The sequence below is a fragment of the Pseudomonas sp. MSSRFD41 genome, assembly GCF_014230245.1.
Classification (GTDB): domain Bacteria; phylum Pseudomonadota; class Gammaproteobacteria; order Pseudomonadales; family Pseudomonadaceae; genus Aquipseudomonas; species Aquipseudomonas piscis.
On sequence record NZ_JACKZK010000030.1, the window covers coordinates 41,057 to 59,830 of the forward strand.

General features: G+C 63.6%; 15 protein-coding genes and 1 pseudogene. 9 read left to right on the plus strand and 7 right to left on the minus strand.

Annotated features, from left to right (window positions below; translation table 11 throughout):
- Nucleotides 1-119: 119 nt before the first annotated feature.
- Complete coding sequence (locus H7A76_RS28650) at nucleotides 120-1,334, plus strand: winged helix-turn-helix domain-containing protein (RefSeq protein ID WP_185701634.1); 1,215 nt, start codon at nucleotides 120-122, stop codon at nucleotides 1,332-1,334.
- 39 nt (nucleotides 1,335-1,373) lie between these two features.
- Here the strand turns inward: H7A76_RS28650 and H7A76_RS28655 are convergent, their stop codons facing one another.
- Nucleotides 1,374-2,720, minus strand: coding sequence for a class II 3-deoxy-7-phosphoheptulonate synthase (locus tag H7A76_RS28655; RefSeq protein ID WP_185701635.1), 1,347 nt, complete (start codon nucleotides 2,718-2,720; stop codon nucleotides 1,374-1,376).
- Between the two features lie 160 nt (nucleotides 2,721-2,880).
- Between H7A76_RS28655 and H7A76_RS28660 the strand changes: the two genes are divergently transcribed.
- Together H7A76_RS28660 and H7A76_RS28665 are read left to right on the plus strand one after the other, a co-directional pair.
- Nucleotides 2,881-3,636, plus strand: a complete 756-nt coding sequence (locus H7A76_RS28660) for a spermidine synthase (RefSeq protein ID WP_185701636.1) — start codon at nucleotides 2,881-2,883, stop codon at nucleotides 3,634-3,636.
- A 486-nt stretch (nucleotides 3,637-4,122) separates the two neighbouring features.
- A pseudogene (locus tag H7A76_RS28665) lies at nucleotides 4,123-5,830 on the plus strand (DEAD/DEAH box helicase).
- A gap of 81 nt (nucleotides 5,831-5,911) precedes the next feature.
- Here H7A76_RS28665 and H7A76_RS28670 read toward each other — a convergent pair.
- A complete protein-coding gene (locus tag H7A76_RS28670) occupies nucleotides 5,912-6,679 on the minus strand; it encodes a DODA-type extradiol aromatic ring-opening family dioxygenase (protein WP_185701637.1) in 768 nt (255 codons plus the stop codon).
- A 102-nt stretch (nucleotides 6,680-6,781) separates the two neighbouring features.
- On the opposite strand from H7A76_RS28670, the gene H7A76_RS28675 reads away from it, so the two are divergent.
- A complete protein-coding gene (locus tag H7A76_RS28675) occupies nucleotides 6,782-7,447 on the plus strand; it encodes a thiopurine S-methyltransferase (RefSeq protein ID WP_185701638.1) in 666 nt (221 codons plus the stop codon).
- A 64-nt stretch (nucleotides 7,448-7,511) separates the two neighbouring features.
- Here H7A76_RS28675 and htpX read toward each other — a convergent pair whose 3' ends face one another.
- Both htpX and H7A76_RS28685 read right to left on the minus strand, forming a co-directional pair.
- A complete protein-coding gene (htpX, locus tag H7A76_RS28680; RefSeq protein ID WP_185701639.1) occupies nucleotides 7,512-8,399 on the minus strand; it encodes a protease HtpX in 888 nt (295 codons plus the stop codon).
- A 304-nt stretch (nucleotides 8,400-8,703) separates the two neighbouring features.
- Nucleotides 8,704-9,915, minus strand: a complete 1,212-nt coding sequence (locus H7A76_RS28685; protein ID WP_053133119.1) for a pyridoxal phosphate-dependent aminotransferase — start codon at nucleotides 9,913-9,915, stop codon at nucleotides 8,704-8,706.
- 224 nt (nucleotides 9,916-10,139) lie between these two features.
- Here H7A76_RS28685 and msrB point away from each other — a divergent pair, with 224 nt between their 5' ends.
- From msrB to H7A76_RS28700, 3 genes are all read left to right on the plus strand, one after another.
- Nucleotides 10,140-10,532: a peptide-methionine (R)-S-oxide reductase MsrB gene (msrB, locus tag H7A76_RS28690; RefSeq protein ID WP_022640040.1), complete on the plus strand. Its 393-nt coding sequence runs from the start codon at nucleotides 10,140-10,142 to the stop codon at nucleotides 10,530-10,532.
- Nucleotides 10,533-10,792: 260 nt separating this feature from the next.
- Nucleotides 10,793-11,278 (plus strand): glutathione peroxidase, encoded by a 486-nt coding sequence (locus tag H7A76_RS28695; protein WP_185701640.1) that lies wholly within the window; start codon nucleotides 10,793-10,795, stop codon nucleotides 11,276-11,278.
- Entirely contained in the window at nucleotides 11,275-11,736 is a 462-nt protein-coding gene (locus H7A76_RS28700; protein ID WP_185701641.1) for a MarR family winged helix-turn-helix transcriptional regulator, read from the plus strand. The genes H7A76_RS28695 and H7A76_RS28700 overlap by 4 nt, the downstream gene beginning before the upstream one ends.
- Here H7A76_RS28700 and H7A76_RS28705 read toward each other — a convergent pair.
- Entirely contained in the window at nucleotides 11,720-14,041 is a 2,322-nt protein-coding gene (locus H7A76_RS28705; RefSeq protein ID WP_185701642.1) for a response regulator, read from the minus strand. The two genes, H7A76_RS28700 and H7A76_RS28705, sit on opposite strands and share 17 nt — an antisense overlap.
- A gap of 166 nt (nucleotides 14,042-14,207) precedes the next feature.
- Between H7A76_RS28705 and H7A76_RS28710 the strand changes: the two genes are divergently transcribed.
- Nucleotides 14,208-15,098 carry an ATP-binding protein gene (locus tag H7A76_RS28710; RefSeq protein WP_185701643.1) on the plus strand — a complete coding sequence of 297 codons (891 nt, stop codon included), beginning with the start codon at nucleotides 14,208-14,210 and terminating at the stop codon, nucleotides 15,096-15,098.
- Nucleotides 15,095-15,577 carry a GAF domain-containing protein gene (locus H7A76_RS28715; protein WP_185701644.1) on the plus strand — a complete coding sequence of 161 codons (483 nt, stop codon included), beginning with the start codon at nucleotides 15,095-15,097 and terminating at the stop codon, nucleotides 15,575-15,577. Before H7A76_RS28710 ends, H7A76_RS28715 begins: the two co-directional genes overlap by 4 nt.
- 4 nt (nucleotides 15,578-15,581) lie before the next feature.
- Here the strand turns inward: H7A76_RS28715 and H7A76_RS28720 are convergent, their stop codons facing one another.
- Together H7A76_RS28720 and H7A76_RS32225 are read right to left on the minus strand one after the other, a co-directional pair.
- Entirely contained in the window at nucleotides 15,582-18,530 is a 2,949-nt protein-coding gene (locus H7A76_RS28720) for an HD domain-containing phosphohydrolase (RefSeq protein ID WP_185701645.1), read from the minus strand.
- Between the two features lie 33 nt (nucleotides 18,531-18,563).
- Nucleotides 18,564-18,774 (minus strand): hypothetical protein (locus tag H7A76_RS32225; RefSeq protein WP_221775405.1); only part of this gene is annotated, 211 nt, incomplete at its 5' end.

Genomic DNA, 18,774 nt, shown 5'->3' on the forward strand with positions numbered 1-18,774 from the left:
GGGCGAGTGCGTTGCTATCGATGGCCGTCCGGGTAGGCCGGTGTCGCGAAAATGTCTGGCGCGCGGCTATTCAAGTGGAGCGTGGCTGCGTTAGCGTGCGGGCTGACAAGGAGCATCCCATGACCGCAGCCCATTCCTTTTCCCTCAAGCAGGCTCGTCGACTGGCCTTGGCCGCCCAGGGGTTTGGCGGTCGCCAGCCGCCAGCGACGATCAAGGCCGCACGACTCAACCAGCAGATAGAGCGCCTGGGCTTGTTGCAGATCGATTCGGTCAACGCCCTCGTGCGTGCCCATTACCTGCCGCTGTTCTCCCGCCTTGGAAGTTATCCACAGCAGTTGCTGGACCAGGCCGCCTGGAGCCAGGGACGGCGACGTACCTTGTTCGAATACTGGGGGCACGAGGCGTCGCTGTTGCCGATGTCCATGTACCCGCTGATGCGCTGGCGAATGCGGCGGGCCAGCCAGGGCCGGGGCATTTATTCGCAGCTGGCGCGTTTTGGCCACGAACACCAGGCGACCATCGGCCGGGTCCTGGCCGCCGTCCAGGAACGAGGCGCCCTGGGCGCCGGCAGCCTGTCCACCCGTGAGGAGCGGGCGGGCCCATGGTGGGACTGGAGCGCAGAGAAGCATGCCCTGGAGTGGCTGTTCGCCGCCGGGGAAGTGACGGTGGCCGGGCGTCGTGGTTTCGAGCGCTTGTACGATTTGCCGGAGCGGGTGATCCCCCAGGCGATTCTGCACCAGCCCCTGCCGGACGAGGCCCAGGCCCAGCGCCGACTGCTGTTGCAGGCGGCGCGGGCCCTGGGCGTGGCCACGGAAAAGGACCTGCGCGATTACTTTCGCCTCGATCCGGCGGACAGCCGTGCCCGGTTGGGCGAATTGCTCGAAGACGGCCAGTTGCTGGCCTGCCAGGTTCAGGATTGGCGCCAGCCAGCCTATTGCCTGCCCGAGGCCAAGGTGCCGCGCAAGGTCGCTGCCAGTGCCTTGCTGTCGCCCTTCGATTCGCTGATCTGGGAGCGCAGCCGCACCGAGCGCCTGTTCGATTTCCGCTATCGGCTGGAGATCTACACACCGCAACACAAGCGGGTCTATGGCTACTACGTGCTGCCGTTCCTGCATGAAGAGCGTATCGCCGCGCGGGTCGATCTGCGGGCGGAGCGGGCCCAGGGGCGCCTGGCGGTGCATGCGGTGCACGAGGAAACCCCCGGCCTGGACGAGCAGGGCATCCAGGCCCTGGCCGGGCAACTGCGGCAGATGGCGGATTGGTTGGGGCTGGCGGATATCCAGCTCAATTGTCAGCGCGAGGGGGCACGGCGTTTGCACCAGGTCCTGGCCTGAGCGCCGCGCACGATAGCTGGCGCGGCGCTGTGGTCGAGCCTAGCGCTTGACCTGCTTCAGGGTCTCGGCGATCAGAAATGCCAGTTCCAGCGACTGGTCGGCGTTCATTCGCGGATCGCAATGGGTGTGGTAGCGGTCCGACAGGCCATCTTCGGTGATGGGGCGGGCGCCGCCGATGCATTCGGTGACGTTCTGCCCGGTCATTTCGATATGGATGCCCCCGGCATAGCTGCCTTCGGCCTGGTGCACCTGGAAGAACTCCTTGACCTCGGTGAGGATCTGCGCGAAATCGCGAGTCTTGTAGCCGCTGCTGGCCTTGATGGTGTTGCCGTGCATCGGGTCCGAACTCCAGAGCACCCGCTTGCCTTCGCTTTCCACCGCGCGGATCAGCCGTGGCAGGTGGTCGCCGACCTTGTTGGCGCCCATGCGCACGATCAGGTTGAGCCGGCCCGGGTCGTTGTCCGGGTTGAGGATGTCGACCAGGCGGATCAGCTCGTCGTTGTTCATGCTGGGCCCGACCTTGACCCCGATCGGGTTGTTCACCCCGCGCAGGAACTCCACGTGGGCGCCATCGAGTTGCCGGGTACGGTCGCCGATCCACAGCATGTGCGCCGAGCAGTCGTAGTAGTCGTTGGTCAAGCTGTCGCGCCGGACGAAGGCTTGCTCGTAGTTGAGCAGCAGCGCTTCGTGGGCGGTGAAGAAGCTGGTCTCGCGCAGTTGCGGCGAGCTGTCCAGGCCGCAGGCGCGCATGAAGGCCAGGGTTTCATCGATGCGGTCGGCCAGTTGGCTGTACTTTTCGGCCAGGGCCGAGTTGGCGATGAAGTCCAGGTTCCACTTGTGCACTTGGTGCAGGTCGGCGAAACCGCCCTGGGCGAAGGCGCGCAGCAGGTTGAGGGTGGCGGTGGCCTGGTGGTAGGACTGCAGCAGGCGCTCCGGGTCCGGTACCCGGCTCTTTTCATCGAAACCTATGCCATTGACGATATCGCCGCGGTAGGCGGGCAGGGTCACGCCGTTGACCGTCTCGTCGTTGGCCGAGCGTGGCTTGGCGAACTGGCCAGCCATGCGCCCGACCTTGACCACCGGGCAGCCGGCGGCGAAGGTCATGACGATGGCCATCTGCAGCAGCACCTTGAAGGTGTCGCGGATCTTCGCCGCGGAGAACTCGGCGAAGCTCTCGGCACAATCCCCGCCTTGCAGCAGGAAGGCCCGGCCCTGGGTGACTTCGGCGAACTGGCGGCGCAACTCCCGGGCCTCCCCGGCGAATACCAGGGGCGGGTAGCTGGCCAGGGTCTGCTCGACCTTGAGCAGGTGTGCCGCGTCGGGGTAGTGGGGTTGTTGCTGGATCGGCAGGGCGCGCCAGCTGTCGGGGCTCCAGGGTTGGCTCATCGCAGACTCGAATGCTTTACGTTGGGATGGGCATGTTAGCAGCAAATTAGTGCGTGACCTGCTCCTGCGCCTTGGTCGACAATCGCGCCTTTGCGCTCGCCACCGAGCGGCAGGTTTAGCGCCCTGGCAAGGTTCCCGGCCCGGGCGACGAGGAGATGAAATGACTGAGGAACGCGTCGAACGCGTACTGGCCGAGGTTCACGACGAGTTCGGCATGATCCGGGTCCTGGAAGTGGCCGATTACCGCTTCCTCGAATTCGGCGAGGCCATCGAGCAAAGTTGCGTGTTCACCGCCGATCCTAGCTGGCTGGAGTACGACTACACCCGGGCCATGCTGATCGGCGCGCTGTGTCATGACGCACCGGAGAGTGCACTGTTTCTTGGGCTTGGTGCCGGCACCCTGACCCAGGCGTGCTTGAAGTTCTTGCCGCTGGAGGACGTCGAGGCCATCGAATTGCGTCCGCACGTGCCGCGACTGGCCATCGAATACCTGGGGCTGGACGATGATCCGCGCCTATATATAAGGATCGGCGATGCCCTGGAACTGCTGGAAAGCGCCGAACCCGCCGACCTGATCTTCGTCGACCTGTATACCGATGTCGGCCCGGGCGTCGGGCACCTGGCCTGGGGGTTCCTGGAGAACTGCCAGAAACGCCTCAATCCGGGTGGCTGGCTGGTGATCAACCAGTGGGCCACCGATGACGGCAAGCCCCTGGGCGCCGCATTGCTGCGTGGTCTTTATCACCGCCACTATTGGGAGCTGCCGGTGAAGGAGGGCAACGTGATCCTGATCGTGCCGGCCGACCTGGAGCAGGAGCTGGACATGCCGGGCCTGGTCGCCCGGGCCGAGGCCCTGGCACCGCGCCTGGGGTATTCGTTGCAGTCGCTGATCAAGGACATCCGGCCCGCCAGCTGAGCGGATGCGTCCGGCAGTGCTGGCGGCCAGGCTCGCCGGGGGTCGACAAGCCACGGCGTGCTTGCATCGCGCAAGTGGCACCGTGGCCCGGGAGATCCGGACGCCATTCTCTGCAGCAGGCGAGGCAGTTTGCCGCAGTGGCTTGGCGTCACGAGGTGAACCGTTTAAGCCAGGGGCCCGAATACGCTTGGGTTCGAGCCCGATGGCCGGCCTTCCGAAACGGCGCAAAGCCTGTGGTAGTCGGGGGTTTGGCGGATTTTTCCGACAAAAAAAACTCCCTTTTTTGAGTAATTCCGGTATAGTGCGCGCCGGCCTTTAGCAGGGCCTCGTTTAGGTAACGCATTTCCCCGAAGTCAGCTTCGGCTGCTTGTCCGCTTCGCGGACTATCCTTGACGTTCATTTCTTTCAATCGTTTTCGCAAATCCCCGCCGACAAAGCTGCCAGGGTGACTCATCGAGTCTTACACGGCATGCGCAGCTTTGGAGCATGGGTCTTTGCGGATGCACTTAGAGGCAGACCCATGACCCAGGAAATCGGCGGCTTCGCCGCTCTTGAACTTCATCCCAGTATTGTTGCTGCAGTAGTCGCCACCGGCTACGAAGAGCCTTCGGCCATTCAGCAGCAATCGATCCCGATCATCCTCGCCGGTCACGATATGATTGGCCAGGCGCAAACCGGTACCGGTAAGACCGCTGCCTTTGCCCTGCCTATCCTGCACCGCATCGATCCGTCCAAGCGCGAGCCGCAAGCTCTGATCCTGGCCCCAACCCGCGAGTTGGCGCTACAAGTAGCAACCGCCTTTGAAACCTACGCCAAGCAAATGCCGGGCGTGACCGTTGTGGCCGTCTACGGCGGTGCGCCGATGGGCCCGCAACTCAAGGCAATCCGTAATGGCGCACAGATCGTTGTCGCCACCCCGGGCCGTCTGTGCGACCACCTGCGTCGCGATGAGAAGGTCCTGGCCACCGTGAACCACCTGGTTCTCGACGAAGCCGACGAAATGCTCAAGCTGGGCTTCATGGATGACCTGGAAGTGATCTTCAAGGCCATGCCCGAATCCCGCCAGACCGTACTGTTCTCGGCCACCCTGCCGCAGTCGATCCGTGCGATCGCCGAGCGTCACCTCAAGGATCCGAAGCACGTCAAGATCCAGAGCAAGACCCAGACCGTCACCGCGATCGAGCAGGCCCACCTGCTGGTTCACGCCGATCAGAAGACCGGTGCGGTCCTGAGCCTGCTGGAAGTCGAGGACTTCGACGCCCTGATCATGTTCGTGCGCACCAAGCAAGCGACCCTGGACCTGGCCAGCGCCCTGGAAGCCAAGGGCTACAAGGCCGCCGCGCTGAACGGCGATATCGCCCAGAACCAGCGTGAGCGCGTCATCGACTCCCTCAAGGATGGCCGCCTGGACATCGTCGTGGCCACTGACGTCGCCGCCCGTGGCCTGGACGTACCGCGCATCACCCACGTATTCAACGTGGACATGCCTTACGATCCGGAATCCTACGTACACCGTATCGGCCGTACCGGTCGTGCCGGTCGCGAAGGCCGTGCGCTGCTGCTGGTGACTCCACGCGAGCGTCGCATGCTGCAAGTGATCGAGCGTGTGACCGGGCAGAAAGTGGCTGAAGTCCGCCTGCCGGACGCCCAGGCCGTGCTCGATGCGCGCATCAAGAAGCTGACCAACGGCCTGGCACCACTGGTAGCCGACGCCGAGGCGAGCCATGGCGACCTGCTGGACCGCTTGACCGCCGACATCGGTTGCAGCCCGCGTGCACTGGCCGCGGCCCTGCTGCGCAAGGCCACCAATGGCCAGGCGCTGGATCTGGCGACCATCGAGAAAGAGCGTCCGCTGGTGCCGAACAATGCCCCACGTGGCGAGCGTTCCGAGCGTTACGGTGACCGTCCTGATCGCGGTGATCGCGAGCGTCGCGCTCCGGCTCCGCTGGCTGAAGGTCGTGCTCGTTGCCGTACCGCCCTGGGCGCCCGTGATGGCATCGCCGCCAAGAACCTGTTGGGTGCGATCCTCAACGAAGGTGGCCTGGCCCGTGAAGCCATCGGCCGTATCCAGGTACGCGACAGCTTCAGCCTGGTAGAGCTGCCGGAAGATGGTCTGGACCGCCTGCTGGCCAAGCTCAAGGACACTCGCGTTGCCGGCAAGCAGCTCAAGCTGCGTCGCTACCGCGAGGATTGATCCGCTCCCTGGGCTGATCGATCACGCATGAAAAATCCCCGGCTGGTCCGGGGATTTTTTTGCCCGGGATTTACCCGCGCTTCAGCCGAAGCGGTAGATATCCATGCCCAGCGCGCCCATGGTGAAACCCTGGTGGGCGAGGCTGAATGCGCCACCGGCGCCCCGGGCGAAATACAGCGGCAGCAGATGTTCGTCGCTGGGGTGGCTGCGTACGGCATGGGGCGCCTGTCGCCGGTAGTCATGCAGCGCGGCCTGGTCGTCGCTGGCCAGCTTGTCGATCATCCAATCGCGAAAGGCCTGGGCCCAGGGGCTGACGCTTTCCGGGCCGGCATGCCAGTCCAGTTCCCGCAGGTTGTGGGTGATGCTGCCGGAACCGATCAGCAGCACGCCTTGCTCGCGCAGGCTGGCCAGGGCCTGGCCGATGCGGGTCTGCAAGGCCGGGCCCTGCTGGCTGGGCAGCGACAGCTGGACCACCGGAATGTCCGCCTGCGGGTACATCAGCGACAGCGGGACCCAGGTGCCATGGTCGAAGGGCCGTTGCTCGTCGAGTCGCGCCGGCAGGCCATTGGCCGCCAGCAATTGCACGACCAGGGCGGCCAGCTCGGGATCGCCAGGCGCCGGGTATTGCACGGCGAACAGGGCGGCGGGGAAGCCGCCGAAGTCATGCCAGGTCTGCGGATGCGGATGGGCGCTGACCCGCAGGTCGGTGCTTTCCCAATGGGCCGACACCACCAGGATCGCCCGCGGCCGGGGTAGCTGCGCCGCCAGGCGGGCCAGGGCGGGGCCGCTGTCGCCGGGCTCCAGGGCCAACATGGGAGAGCCATGGGAAATGAACAGGCTGGGAAGCATGAAGAAGGTCCTGAGGGTTAAGATGCGCCATCTTCAATCAGATCATTGATCTAAATCTAATATAAGTTTTAGGGCTTTTTGATCGAATTCCAAGGACATTCCATGCAAGCAGACTTTTGGCACAAACGCTGGGAGCGCGACCAGATCGGCTTCCACCTGGCGCAGGTCAATCCTTATCTGCAGCAGTACTGGCCGAGTCTTGGACTCGCTGACCAGGCCCGGGTGCTGGTACCGCTGTGCGGCAAGAGCCTGGACCTGGCCTGGCTCGCCAGTCGCGGGCATCAGGTGCTGGGGATCGAGCTGTCGGAGAAGGCAGTGGAGGATTTCTTCCGCGAACACCAGTTGCAGCCGCAGATCAGCCAGCAAGGCACGTTCAAGGTCTATGCCCATGGGTCGATCCAGCTCTGGTGCGGCGACATTTTCGCCCTGGCCGCCGAGGATATCGCCGGCTGCACGGCCCTGTACGATCGCGCGGCGATGATTGCCCTGCCGCGGCAGATGCGCCAGCGCTATGTCGCGCACATCAGTGGCTTGCTGCCCCAGGGTAGCCGTGGCCTGCTGATTACCATGGACTACGACCAGGAGCAGCTCGACGGACCGCCATTCGCCGTGCTGGATGATGAGGTGCGCGAGAGCCTGGAAGGTAGCTGGCAGCTGCAGGTGGAGACCGAGCGCGACATCCTCGGTGAAAGCTGGAAGTTCCTCCAGGGCGGGGTCACCCGGCTGGTGGAACGGGTCTACCGCCTGGATAAGACCGGTACTTGCTGAGCTTTCCGGGGCCATGAAAAAAGGGCGACTCGCGTCGCCCTTCTTGTTGTTGCCGGAGTGTGGATCAACCGCGACGGCGCAGGGCGTCGATGCGGTCTTCCAGCGGCGGGTGGCTCAGGAACATCCTGGCCAGGCCTTGCTTGATACCGCCGTTGATGCCGAAGGCATTCAGGGTATCGGGCATGTGCACCGGCAGGCCCTGCTCGGAACGCAGGCGCTGCAAGGCGCCGATCATCGCATTGGTGCCGGCCAGGCGGGCGCCAGCTTCGTCGGCGCGGTATTCGCGTTGGCGCGAGAACCACATGACGATGGCGCTGGCGAGGATGCCCAGGACCAGCTCGGCGAAGATGGTCGCCACGTAGTAGGCGATGCCCTGGCCTTCCTCGTTCTTGAAGATCACCTTGTCGACGAAGTTGCCGATGATCCGCGCGAAGAACATCACGAAGGTGTTCACCACGCCCTGGATCAATGCCAGGGTCACCATGTCGCCGTTGGCGACATGGCCGATCTCGTGGGCCAGCACGGCCCGCACTTCATCGGGCGAGAACCGTTCCAGCAGCCCCTGGCTGACAGCCACCAGGGCATCGTTCTTGTTCCAGCCGGTGGCGAAGGCATTGGCCTCGTAGGCCGGGAAAATCCCCACTTCGGGCATCTTGATGCCGGCTTCGCGGGACAGTTGTTCAACGGTCTGCAACAACCATTGCTCATGGCGGGTGCGCGGCTGGGTAATGATCTGCGTGCTGGTGCTCATCTTCGCCATCCACTTGGAGATGAACAGCGAGAACAGCGAGCCGGCGAAACCAAAGACCGCACAGAAAATCAGCAGCTGATTGAGGTTCAGATCAACCCCATTGGCCGCCATGAACCCGTTGAAGCCGAAAAGGCTCAGGGTAATGCTGGCAATCAGCACGACCGCAAGGTTAGTGGCCAAAAACAGCAGGATTCGCATCATGGTTGTAGAAATCTCCTCAAGCTAAAGATGTAGCGTTCCGCGGGGTATATAAGGTGCGGCAAACACCGATTCAATACGGCTTCTATTTCAAACTGTGTCGCATGGGGCGGGACATGACTGCGATATTGCAAGGTCATGACCGATCGCCACGGACGCTCGTCGTCAGGCTGCGACGCAGACGCTGTGACAGTGGTAACGACGGAAAGTGCAAGCTTAGTAGAAGGGGGCCGGGGAAGGTCAGTGAAGATGTGTTGCTGAATTAATCGCAATGCGATCCGCGAAAGATCGCACTGCGTTTGAGAAATTACTGACGATAGGACTTGAGGAAGTTGCCGATCCGGCCAATGGCCTGTTCCAGGTCGTCGACCCGGGGCAGGGTCACTACCCGGAAGTGGTCCGGCCATGGCCAGTTGAAGGCAGTACCTTGCACGACCAGGAGCTTCTCGGAGAGCAGCAGATCGAGGACGAACTTCTCGTCGTTGTGGATCGGGCAGATCTTCGGGTCGATCCGCGGGAAGGCATACAACGCGCCCATGGGCTTGACGCAGCTTACGCCGGGGATGTCGTTGAGCAGTTCCCAGGTGCGGTTGCGCTGCTCCAGCAGGCGGCCAGGCGGCAGGACCAGGTCGTTGATGCTCTGGTAGCCGCCCAGGGCGGTCTGGATCGCATGCTGGCTGGGCACGTTGGCGCACAGGCGCATGTTGGCCAGCATGTCGATGCCCTCGATGTAGCTCTGGGCATGCTGCTTGGGACCGGAAATGGCCACCCAGCCGGAGCGGAAGCCGGCCACGCGGTAGGACTTGGACAGGCCGTTGAAGGTCAGGCACAGCAGGTCCGGGGCCAGGGAGGCGGTGCAGATATGCACCGCGTCATCGTAGAGGATCTTGTCGTAGATCTCGTCGGAGAACACCACCAGGTTGTGCTGGCGCGCCAGTTCCAGCATGCCCAGCAGCACTTCCCTGGGGTACACGGCGCCGGTGGGGTTGTTCGGGTTGATGATCACCAGGGCCTTGGTGTTCGGGGTGATCTTGGCCTTGATGTCGGCCAGGTCGGGCCACCAGTTGGCCTGTTCATCGCACAGGTAGTGCACCGGGTTGCCACCGGCCAGGCTGACCGCGGCGGTCCACAGTGGGTAGTCGGGGGCCGGGACCAGCACTTCGTCGCCATTGTTGAGCAGGGCCTGCATGGCCATCACGATCAGCTCGGACACGCCGTTGCCCAGGTAGATATCCTCGATGCCGATGCCTTCCACCTGCTTCTGCTGGTAGTACTGCATCACTGCCTTGCGCGCACTGAACAGGCCCTTGGAGTCGCTGTAGCCCTGGGCGGTCGGCAGGTTGCGGATCACATCCTGGAGAATCTCGTCCGGCGCCTCGAAGCCAAAGGGCGCCGGGTTGCCGATGTTCAGCTTGAGGATGCGGTGGCCTTCCTCTTCCAGGCGTTTGGCGTGCTTGAGCACTGGGCCGCGAATGTCATAACAGACGTTGGCGAGCTTGTTCGATTTGCTGACCTGCATGGCGATGTGTTCCCGAAAATGAACGATCCAGGCGGAGGATGAACTACCGTACTGGGAATCCTGCCGTCCTACACCGGGCTGTAGCCCGCACCGGCTGCGGCAAAATCCGTTTGAATGGGTGTAGCGCGGCTGCCAGACTGGCGTCTGACGAGGCGCAATCATACGTGCCGCCCGATCCGTGGAAAAGATACAGATCGGGCTTTTTCCGCAGCAGAGGAAGGACCATGGAAAAGCTGGAAAAGACCCTGGAAGAATGGCGGGCGATGCTCGATCCGGAGCAATACAACGTCTGCCGGCTCAAGGGCACCGAACGCCCGTTCTCGGGCAAGTACAATGGCACCAAGACCGATGGGGTGTACCACTGCGTCTGCTGTGGCGAGCCGCTGTTCGACTCCAGGGCCAAGTTCGATTCCGGTTGCGGTTGGCCGAGCTTCTACGAGCCCATCGCCGACAGCGCGATGATCGAGATCCGTGACCTGAGCCACGGCATGATCCGCACCGAAGTGGTCTGCGCCAAGTGCGATGCGCACCTGGGTCATGTGTTTCCCGATGGCCCGCCGCCCACCGGCCTGCGCTACTGCATCAACTCCGTGTGCCTGGACCTGGTGGCCCGCTAGGCGCAAGGACGGGCCAATCGGCCAAGGAAATGGCAGGAGCGAGGCTTGCCCGCGATGGACTTCAGAGCGCTGCGTTTATCCAGTCGATACGCGCTAGCGTTGACGACCATCGCGAGCGAGCTTCGCTCCCATGGAGGATCACCTCGCTTGACTGACGGGCATCAGGCTCCATGGAGCCGATTTTTTTCATTATTTAAATTGCATACAATCTAATTGAGCACTACTTTTATCCGTTCCCAACCTTCAATGGAGTTGCTGCCATGACCGATGCGTTGCTGACTATTCCCTGCACCACCATCAAGGGTGAGCAGAAGACCCTGGCGGATTTCGCCGGCAAGGCCGTGTTGGTGGTCAACACCGCCAGCAAATGCGGCTTCACCCCTCAGTACAAGGGGCTTGAGCAGTTGTGGCAGTCCTACAAGGATCGGGGCCTGGTGGTACTGGGCTTTCCGTGCAACCAGTTCGGCCAGCAGGAGCCGGGCAACGAGGGGGCGATCTCGGCGTTCTGCGAGCTCAACTACGGCGTCAGCTTCCCGCTGTTCCAGAAGATCGAGGTCAATGGCGCCGGTGCCCATCCGCTGTTCGTCCAGTTGAAGAAGCGCGCCCCCGGACTCCTGGGCTCCCAGGGCATCAAGTGGAATTTCACCAAGTTCCTGATCGGCCGGGACGGCAAGCTGGTCAAGCGTTTCGCCCCGACCACCAAACCCCAGGACCTGGCCGGCGAGATCGAAGCCCTGCTCAAATGAACCATCTGCCCGAGGCTTCGCTGCAACTCGACAGCCAGCTGTGTTTCAAGCTGTATGCCGCTTCGCGAGCGGTGGTACGTGGCTACAAGCCGATGCTCGACCAGCTCGGCCTGACCTACCCGCAGTACTTGGTGATGCTGGTGTTGTGGGAGTGGCATGCACAGCCTCCGCCCCTGCCGACGGTCAAGGCCCTGGGCGAGCGCCTAGCCCTGGATTCCGGTACGTTGACGCCGCTGCTCAAGCGCCTGGAACAGTTGCAACTGGTGCAACGCCGACGTTCCGGGCGCGATGAGCGCGAGGTGCACCTGAGCCTGAGCGATACCGGCCTGGTCTTGCGCGAGCAGGTCGCGCCGCTCAAGGCGGCGCTGTTGTGCGAAAGCGGCATCGATCTGGACAGCCTGGGCTCGTTGCGCGAACAGCTCGACCGCCTGTTGCAGCAGCTCAGAGCTTGCTCGTAGTCGGTACCCACAGGTCCAGCAGGGCGATCAGTTCTTCGCGCCTGAAGGGCTTGGCCAGGTAGTCGCTCATGCCGGCGGCCCGGCAGCGCTCGCGCTCCTCGGGCATGGCGTTGGCGGTCAGGGCGATGATCGGCAGGTCCGGCCAGCGCCCGCTACGGCGAATCTGCCGGCTGGCCTCGTAGCCATCCATGACCGGCATGTTGCAGTCCATCAGGATCAGGTCGAAATCGCTGTGCTCCAACTGATTGAGGGCCTCGGCCCCGTGCACGGCCACGGTCACCGCGCAGCCGAGCTTGCTCAGCATGCCCTTGGCCACCAGTTGGTTCACTGGATTGTCCTCCACCAGCAGAATGTTCGCCCGGCGTATCTGCACCGGCATCTCCAGCTGCGCATCGTTGAGAGTGACGGTTTCGGCCTGCAATGAACGACGCAGGGTCTGGTACAGCGCGTTGCGCGCCAGCGGCCGCGCTTGTTGCTGCAACGGAGCCAGGGCGCTGGCCTCCTCGCTGGGCAGGAAGCTGCCGTAGGCGGTCACCAGCAGGATCGGGGCGCTGATGGCCGGGCGCAGGCCGAACAGGCACTCCGGACAGTCGGTGATCAACAGGTCAGGATTGAGTCCGGCCAGGGAATCCTCGATGTCGCAACGCTGGTAGGTCAGGCCCCAGGCCGGCAACAGGCTCGACAGCAATTCGGACAGGCCGCTGCCGCTATCGGTGATGGCGATGATCTTGCCCGATAACCGCGGCGGCACGGCAGCCGGGGTGTGGCTGGGCAGAGGCAGGTCGGCGCAGAACTGGCTGCCGAAACCTACTTCGGAACTGATGCTCAGGCGGCCGTTCATGGCCTCGCACAGGTTGTAGGTCAGGGCCAGGCCCAGCCCCGTGCCGCCGTACTGGCGGGTGATCCCCGCGCCGGCCTGGGTATAGGGCTGGAAGATCTTCGCCTGGGCTTCCTGGGCGATGCCGATGCCGGTGTCGCAGATTTCGATGCGCACGCCGTCGGCCAGGGTGCTCAGGCGCACATCGACCCGGCCGAAGCGGGTGAACTTGAGGGCGTTGGACAACAGGTTGCTGACGATCTGCCGTACTCGCGTCGGGTCTCCCAGCACCAGCGCCGGAAAGTCCGGGGCGACCAGGCAGGTCAGCTCGACGCTGGCGGCGGCGTTCTGCGACAGCAGGTTGGCGGTGTCTTCCACCAGCACCCCGAGATCGAAGGGGATGCGTTCGAGCTCCAGTTGCCCGGCGTCGAACTTGGACATGTCGAGGATGTCGTTGAGCAGTTCCACCAGCACCTTGCCGGAGTCGTGGGCGATGGACAGCTGCTGACGCTGCTCGGGGTTCAGCGGACTGTCCAGGGACAGGGCGATCATGCCCAGCAGGCCGTTGAGCGGCGTACGGATTTCATGGCTCATGTTGGCCAGGAAGGCCGAGCGGGCCTGGGCCATGTCCAGGGCGGTCCGCCGGGCGGCTTCCAGCTCCTCGTTGGATTGGCTGAGTCTGGCGTTGCTGGCCTTGAGTTCGGTGGTGCGCGCCGAAACGATGTTCTCCAGTTGCCCGAGGTATTCGGTCAGGCGGTTCTCGGCATTGCGTCGCTGCTGGATCTCGGTGGCCATCACCTCGAACTGCTGGTTGGCCACCTTGACCAGGACTCCGACTTCGTCGTTCTCGTGGCCATGGGGAAAGTCCAGCTTGGCCTGCTGCGAACCCCGGGGGTCGCGGCTGCTGAGTTCGCGGATGACCCCCACCAGGGGCTTGGTCAGCATCACGTAGAACAGCCCGAGCAGGATTCCGGTGAGGATCAGGCTGCGGACGAAGCCGTTGAGCAGGGTGACTTCGGCGCGACGCAGGAAGCGGCTGCCGAAGGTATAAGTGTCGACGTCCAGGTGCAGGGTGCCCAGGGACTCCTCCGGCAGGTGGCTGAGGTAGAGGCGATCCTCGAATTGCCGGTCGGCGCCGAACAGGAAGTCGCTGATGGCCCGATAGCGGCTCTGCAACGGCGGACGCTCGACGTTGGCCAGCAGAGTATTGTTGTTGTCGATCAATTGCGCGCGAATGATCGCCGGGGAGCGCAACAGGCCCAGGGTGAGTTCCTGGGCCAGCTCGGCGTCGATGTTGTAGGCGATGCGTGAGGCCGGGTTGTGGCTGATTTCCAGCAGCGAGTGGATTTCACGATTGATGGAGGCGTCTTCGCTGGCATAATCGATACCGATTTGCACCAGACTGAGCGCGGTCCCCAGAATGAAACCCACCACCACGGTGAGCCGGGCCTGTTTATAGGACAGGCGGTTGGTGAACTTGATATCCATGGGGAGTTGAACCACTTTCGTTTCCCTTCGCTGCGCAAGCATAGCTGATCATCTTGGGTTGCCGGCTTGGCCTGGCAGCAGCTGACAGGGCCTTTGGACCCGTTGATCAGGACTGCGTTTCATCTGTGTGCCGCATCATTACCTTGAACGTGCCTGAGGAAAAGTCGTGGATGCTCGATTGAATGCATTTCTTGAACGCGCCGATGCGGTCCTGGCCCGGATCGAACCGCTGCTCCCCACCCCGCGCCAAGCCATCGATTGGAGCCAGTGCCTGGCTGCGCGCTGGCAACGTGAAGGTCGTACCGGCTTCCTGCTGCCCCTGGACGTCAGCCTGGACATGCGCCTGAGCGACCTGATCGGGGTCGACAAGCAGCGCGAGCAGCTGGCCCGCAACACCCAGCAGTTCCTCGACGGCTTGCCGGCCAACCACGCCTTGCTCTGGGGGTCGCGCGGCACCGGCAAATCCTCCCTGGTCCGGGCCCTGCTGGCCGAGCATGCCAAGGGCGGCCTGCGCCTGATCGAGATCGAGCGCGATCACCTGGCCGACCTGCCACGGGTGGTGGAGCAACTGGTCAAGTTGCCCCAGCGTTTCGTGCTGTTCTGCGACGACCTGTCCTTCGAGTCCGGCGAGGGCGACTACCGGGTACTCAAGAGCGTGCTCGACGGCTCCCTGGAGCAGGCTCCGGAGAACGTGCTGTTGTACGCCACCTCCAACCGCCGCCACCTGGTGCCGGAGAAGGAAAGCGACAACGAGAACTGGAAGCGCGTCGATGGTGAGCTGCACCCCAGCGAAGCGGTGGAAGACAAGATCGCCCTGTCGGACCGCTTCGGCCTGTGGCTGTCGTTCTATCCCTTCACCCAGGAACACTTCCTCAACGTGGTGGAACACTGGATCGGCGAGCTGGCCCGCAAGGCCGGCCTGAAGTGGCAGCGCGACGAAGCGCTGGACATCCTGGCGGTGCGCTGGGCTACCGGGCGCGGCAACCGCAACGGTCGCTGCGCCTATCAGTTCGCCCGCTATTGGGTGGGCCTGCAACTGCTGGAGCAAAAGGCATGATCGATCTGAAAAACGCCGGACAGGGCCTGGACGGTTATGGGCTGCTGTGTGCCCAGCTCGAATCGCTGCTGGCCGATGAGCGCGACTTCATCGCCAACGCGGCGCAGTTCTCGGCCTTCCTGTTCAGCCAGCTCGACGACCTGAACTGGGCCGGGTTCTACCTCGCCCGTGGCGGGGAACTGGTGCTCGGCCCGTTCCAGGGGCAGATCGCCTGCGTGCGCATTCCTTTCGGCCGGGGTGTCTGCGGCACTGCTGCGGCGACCTTGCAGACCCAGCGCGTAGAGGACGTGCACGCCTTTGCCGGGCATATCGCCTGCGACAGCGCCTCCAACAGCGAATTGGTGGTGCCGCTGGTCAAGGATGGCCGGTTGATCGGCGTACTGGACCTGGACAGCCCGAGCCTGGCGCGCTTCGGCGTCGAGGACCAGGCGGGGATCGAGCGCCTGGCGCAGATCTTCCTGAACGCCAGCGACTGCTGAGTCCTCAGTCGTCCAACCCGGCCTTGCCCAGCAAGGCCGCCTGGTCCACCGCGTCGATCTGCTGCGGCGCCAGGAAACGCTCGGCGTACTGCTGATAGATCTTCTGGCGGATGAACAGCCTGAACAGTTGCGGGTCGATGTGGGCATCGCGGCACATCATGGCCATGATGTTCAGTGCCTCGCTCAAGGTCTTGCCTTTCTTGTACGGACGATCCGCCGCGGTCAGGGCCTCGAAGATATCGGCGATGGCCATCATCCGCGCCGGCAGGCTCATCTGTTCGCGCTTGAGTTGGCGCGGGTAGCCGCTGCCATCCATTTTCTCGTGGTGACCCCCGGCGATCTCCGCGACACCCTGCAAGTGGCTGGGGAAGGGCAGGTGTTCGAGCATGATGATGGTCTGCACTATGTGGTGGTTGATCACGTAGCGCTCTTCGGCGGTCAGGGTGCCTCGGGGAACGCTCAGGTTGTACAGCTCGCCATGGTTGTATTTGTGCAGCGGTACCTGGAGCTTGAATCCCCAGGGGTTGTCGGCGGCGAACAGCTCCGAGCTGTCGCGCTCCAGCAGGTGGTCGGGCCTGTCGGCCAGCAATGGCTCCATGACTGGCAGGCTGGGCGCCGGTGAGCGCTCCAGGCGCTGGCCCTCGGCCCACGAGACCCCCAGGCGATTGTCCAGGGTGCGGCTCCAGGTGCGTTGGGCGATGCGTTGCAAGCGCTGCTGGTCGGCCTCGGCCATGAACTCCGCCCCCAGGTTGCAGCGGGCGACGAAGGCGAACTCCTCATCCAGCTCCTGTAGCCGGGCGTCGCGCTCGCGGGCCTGGAGTGCTTCCTCGTCCCCTTGGGCCAGGGCCTTCCAGTAGTCGATCCAGGCATCGCGCTTGAGTACTTCGAAACGAGTGCGGATTTCATGGATCCGGTCGTTCAGGGTTTCCAGCTTGGTGGCCTTGTCCACCACGTATTCGGGGGTGGTGACCTTGCCGCAGTCGTGCAGCCAGGAGGCTACATGCAGCGCTTCCCATTCATCCTCGCTGGGGCGGTAGTCGGCGAATGCCGGCTCCTGGCTGGCCGCGGCGGCCTCGGCCAGCATCAGGGTCAACGCGGGCACGCGCTGGCAGTGCCCGCCGGTATAGGGACTCTTGGCGTCGATGGCGCCGGCCAGAAGCTGGATGAACGAGTCCAGCAGCTGCTTCTGCTTGTTCTGCAGGCGCTGGCTTTCGATGCACAGCGCGGCGGTGGCCGATACCGCCTGGATGAAAGCGATGCGATCGGGACTGAGCTTGTCCAGGTCCGCCTCGGTGCCGCTGTCCACCAGGAACAGCAGGAGCATGCCCACGGTCTCGTGGTGACGGTTGCGCAGGCGAATCCCCACCAGGTGGGTGCTGGGGCTATCCAGGGCCAGCAGGATAGGTTGCAGGTTCCCGGCCTGCTCGAAGCCCAGGGTGGTGACCACGTTGTCGTGATCCGCCAGCTGGCGCAGCCAGTCCGGGTTGTGCGCGGCGGCCAGGTCCTGGGTGGCGATATCGAACGACGACAGGTCCTGGGGCTGCCCGTCGATGATCAGGCCGTGGGGCTCCAGGCGCGATCCCTTGCTCTCGCAGAGGTAGATCAGGCCGGCCTGGGCCTGGGCGATCTTCACTGTTTCGAACAGCACCCGTTGCAGCAGTGGGTCGAAGCGGGTTTGTGCGGACAGGCTGGCATTGATCTCGAAGAAACTGGCCAGGGTGCTCTTCATCCGCGTCATGGATACGCTCAACTGATCCACTTCCAGCACCGGTGAGCGGCGTGAGGCCGGGTAATGGAAGTCGAAGCTGCGGATGGCATCGGCTTCCTGCACCAGGGTGCGCAACGGGCGTACCAGGATGCGCGAGATCAGCCAGCCCAGGGGCAGGCACAGGAGCAAGGTGGTGAGGGTGATCAGCGCGCCTTGCCAGCGCAGGCGGTAGGCATCGGCCAGCAGTTCGTCCTCGGGCACCAGCAAGTCCAGTTGCAGGCCGCCGGGGCCGCCCTCGGCGATATGGCTGCTGGCAACTATCCAGTCGCGATCCAGGGCCTGCAGGCGACCGTCCTCGGTCCGCCCTTGCAGCAGGGCATCGAGCACCGGGCTCAGGTCGCTGCCCTTGATCAGGCGCGCGGAGCGCTGTTCCAGCAGCAGCTTTTGGCTGTCGGGATAGGCCACTACGTTGCCCAGGTCGTCCAGCAGGGCCACTTCGGTGGTGGGCGTGACTCGATGCTTGGCCAGGGTCGAGGACAGTTGTTCCAGGGTCAGGTCGGCGGCGATCACGGCCATCTTGCCGCTGCTGCGGGCCAGGGTGGTGCCGACATTCAACGTGGAATAGAACACATAGGGGCGGGTGGTGATCTGGTCGGTATCGCCCCGGGCATTGACGAACCAGTCCCGGGTTCGTGGATCGTAGCGTTCGTCGGGATGCTCCAGGCGCTCGAGCAGCACCAGGTTCGCGTCATAGAACAACGATTGCGACTTGACCTGGCCGGTGCTGGCATCGCGTTCGATGCTCCATACCTCGTAGGCGCCGTTGGCCGGCGCCTGGCGCTTGTGCTGGATCTGGGCGTCGCGCAGTGGGCGCACCATGAAAAAGTCGCCATTGGCATAACCCAGGTACAGCGAGGCCAGGTCGGGGTTGTCCAGCAGGGACTGGCTGAATGGCCGGAGCAGTTCCAGCCGCTGCTCCAGCCTGGGGGCCTGGGTCGCCGACCTGGTCGCCAGCAGGCTGAGTACATGGCGAATGGGTTCGTAGGTGGATCTCAGGTCGCTGCGTACATCCTGCTCGATGCGCTGGAACAGCTTTTCGCTACTGCCCAGGATGATCCGGGTGGTGGCGTGGTAGTTGTAGATGCCCAGTATCACCCCGGTCATGAGCAGCAACAGGGTGAACATCACACTGATATGAATATGCAGAGGGAAGCGGCGTTGTGCGGGCAAGGGGGTGCTCGGCATTCCAGTTCTCTCCAAAGGCACATCGGGCTTGGCTCAGGATCCAGCATAGTTAAGGCGGGCATTCCTGCCTCGACTGGCCCGGAGTTCGCCGACCTCGACCGCTTCCGGGTAGGGACTGCGTGGACGGTGGGTACGGCGAATAAAATAATGGCTTTGTGATATCAATCTGGCAATAAGGGATTGCAAGGGCAGGCTTCGACCGACCACGATAGTGAAGTGAAGTGAAGTGAAGTGAAGTGAAGTG

What these genes read in the sequence shown, in the direction of transcription:
- H7A76_RS28700 (WP_185701641.1), top strand. Translation starts at nt 11,275, where the DNA reads ATGAACCATCTGCCCGAGGCTTCGCTGCAACTCGACAGCCAGCTGTGT.
- H7A76_RS28660 (WP_185701636.1), top strand. Translation starts at nt 2,881, where the DNA reads ATGACTGAGGAACGCGTCGAACGCGTACTGGCCGAGGTTCACGACGAG.
- H7A76_RS28705 (WP_185701642.1), bottom strand. Translation starts at nt 14,041, where the DNA reads ATGGATATCAAGTTCACCAACCGCCTGTCCTATAAACAGGCCCGGCTC.
- H7A76_RS28670 (WP_185701637.1), bottom strand. Translation starts at nt 6,679, where the DNA reads ATGCTTCCCAGCCTGTTCATTTCCCATGGCTCTCCCATGTTGGCCCTG.
- htpX (WP_185701639.1), bottom strand. Translation starts at nt 8,399, where the DNA reads ATGATGCGAATCCTGCTGTTTTTGGCCACTAACCTTGCGGTCGTGCTG.
- H7A76_RS28720 (WP_185701645.1), bottom strand. Translation starts at nt 18,530, where the DNA reads ATGCCGAGCACCCCCTTGCCCGCACAACGCCGCTTCCCTCTGCATATT.
- H7A76_RS28685 (WP_053133119.1), bottom strand. Translation starts at nt 9,915, where the DNA reads ATGCAGGTCAGCAAATCGAACAAGCTCGCCAACGTCTGTTATGACATT.
- H7A76_RS28675 (WP_185701638.1), top strand. Translation starts at nt 6,782, where the DNA reads ATGCAAGCAGACTTTTGGCACAAACGCTGGGAGCGCGACCAGATCGGC.
- msrB (WP_022640040.1), top strand. Translation starts at nt 10,140, where the DNA reads ATGGAAAAGCTGGAAAAGACCCTGGAAGAATGGCGGGCGATGCTCGAT.
- H7A76_RS28655 (WP_185701635.1), bottom strand. Translation starts at nt 2,720, where the DNA reads ATGAGCCAACCCTGGAGCCCCGACAGCTGGCGCGCCCTGCCGATCCAG.
- H7A76_RS28695 (WP_185701640.1), top strand. Translation starts at nt 10,793, where the DNA reads ATGACCGATGCGTTGCTGACTATTCCCTGCACCACCATCAAGGGTGAG.
- H7A76_RS28715 (WP_185701644.1), top strand. Translation starts at nt 15,095, where the DNA reads ATGATCGATCTGAAAAACGCCGGACAGGGCCTGGACGGTTATGGGCTG.
- H7A76_RS28650 (WP_185701634.1), top strand. Translation starts at nt 120, where the DNA reads ATGACCGCAGCCCATTCCTTTTCCCTCAAGCAGGCTCGTCGACTGGCC.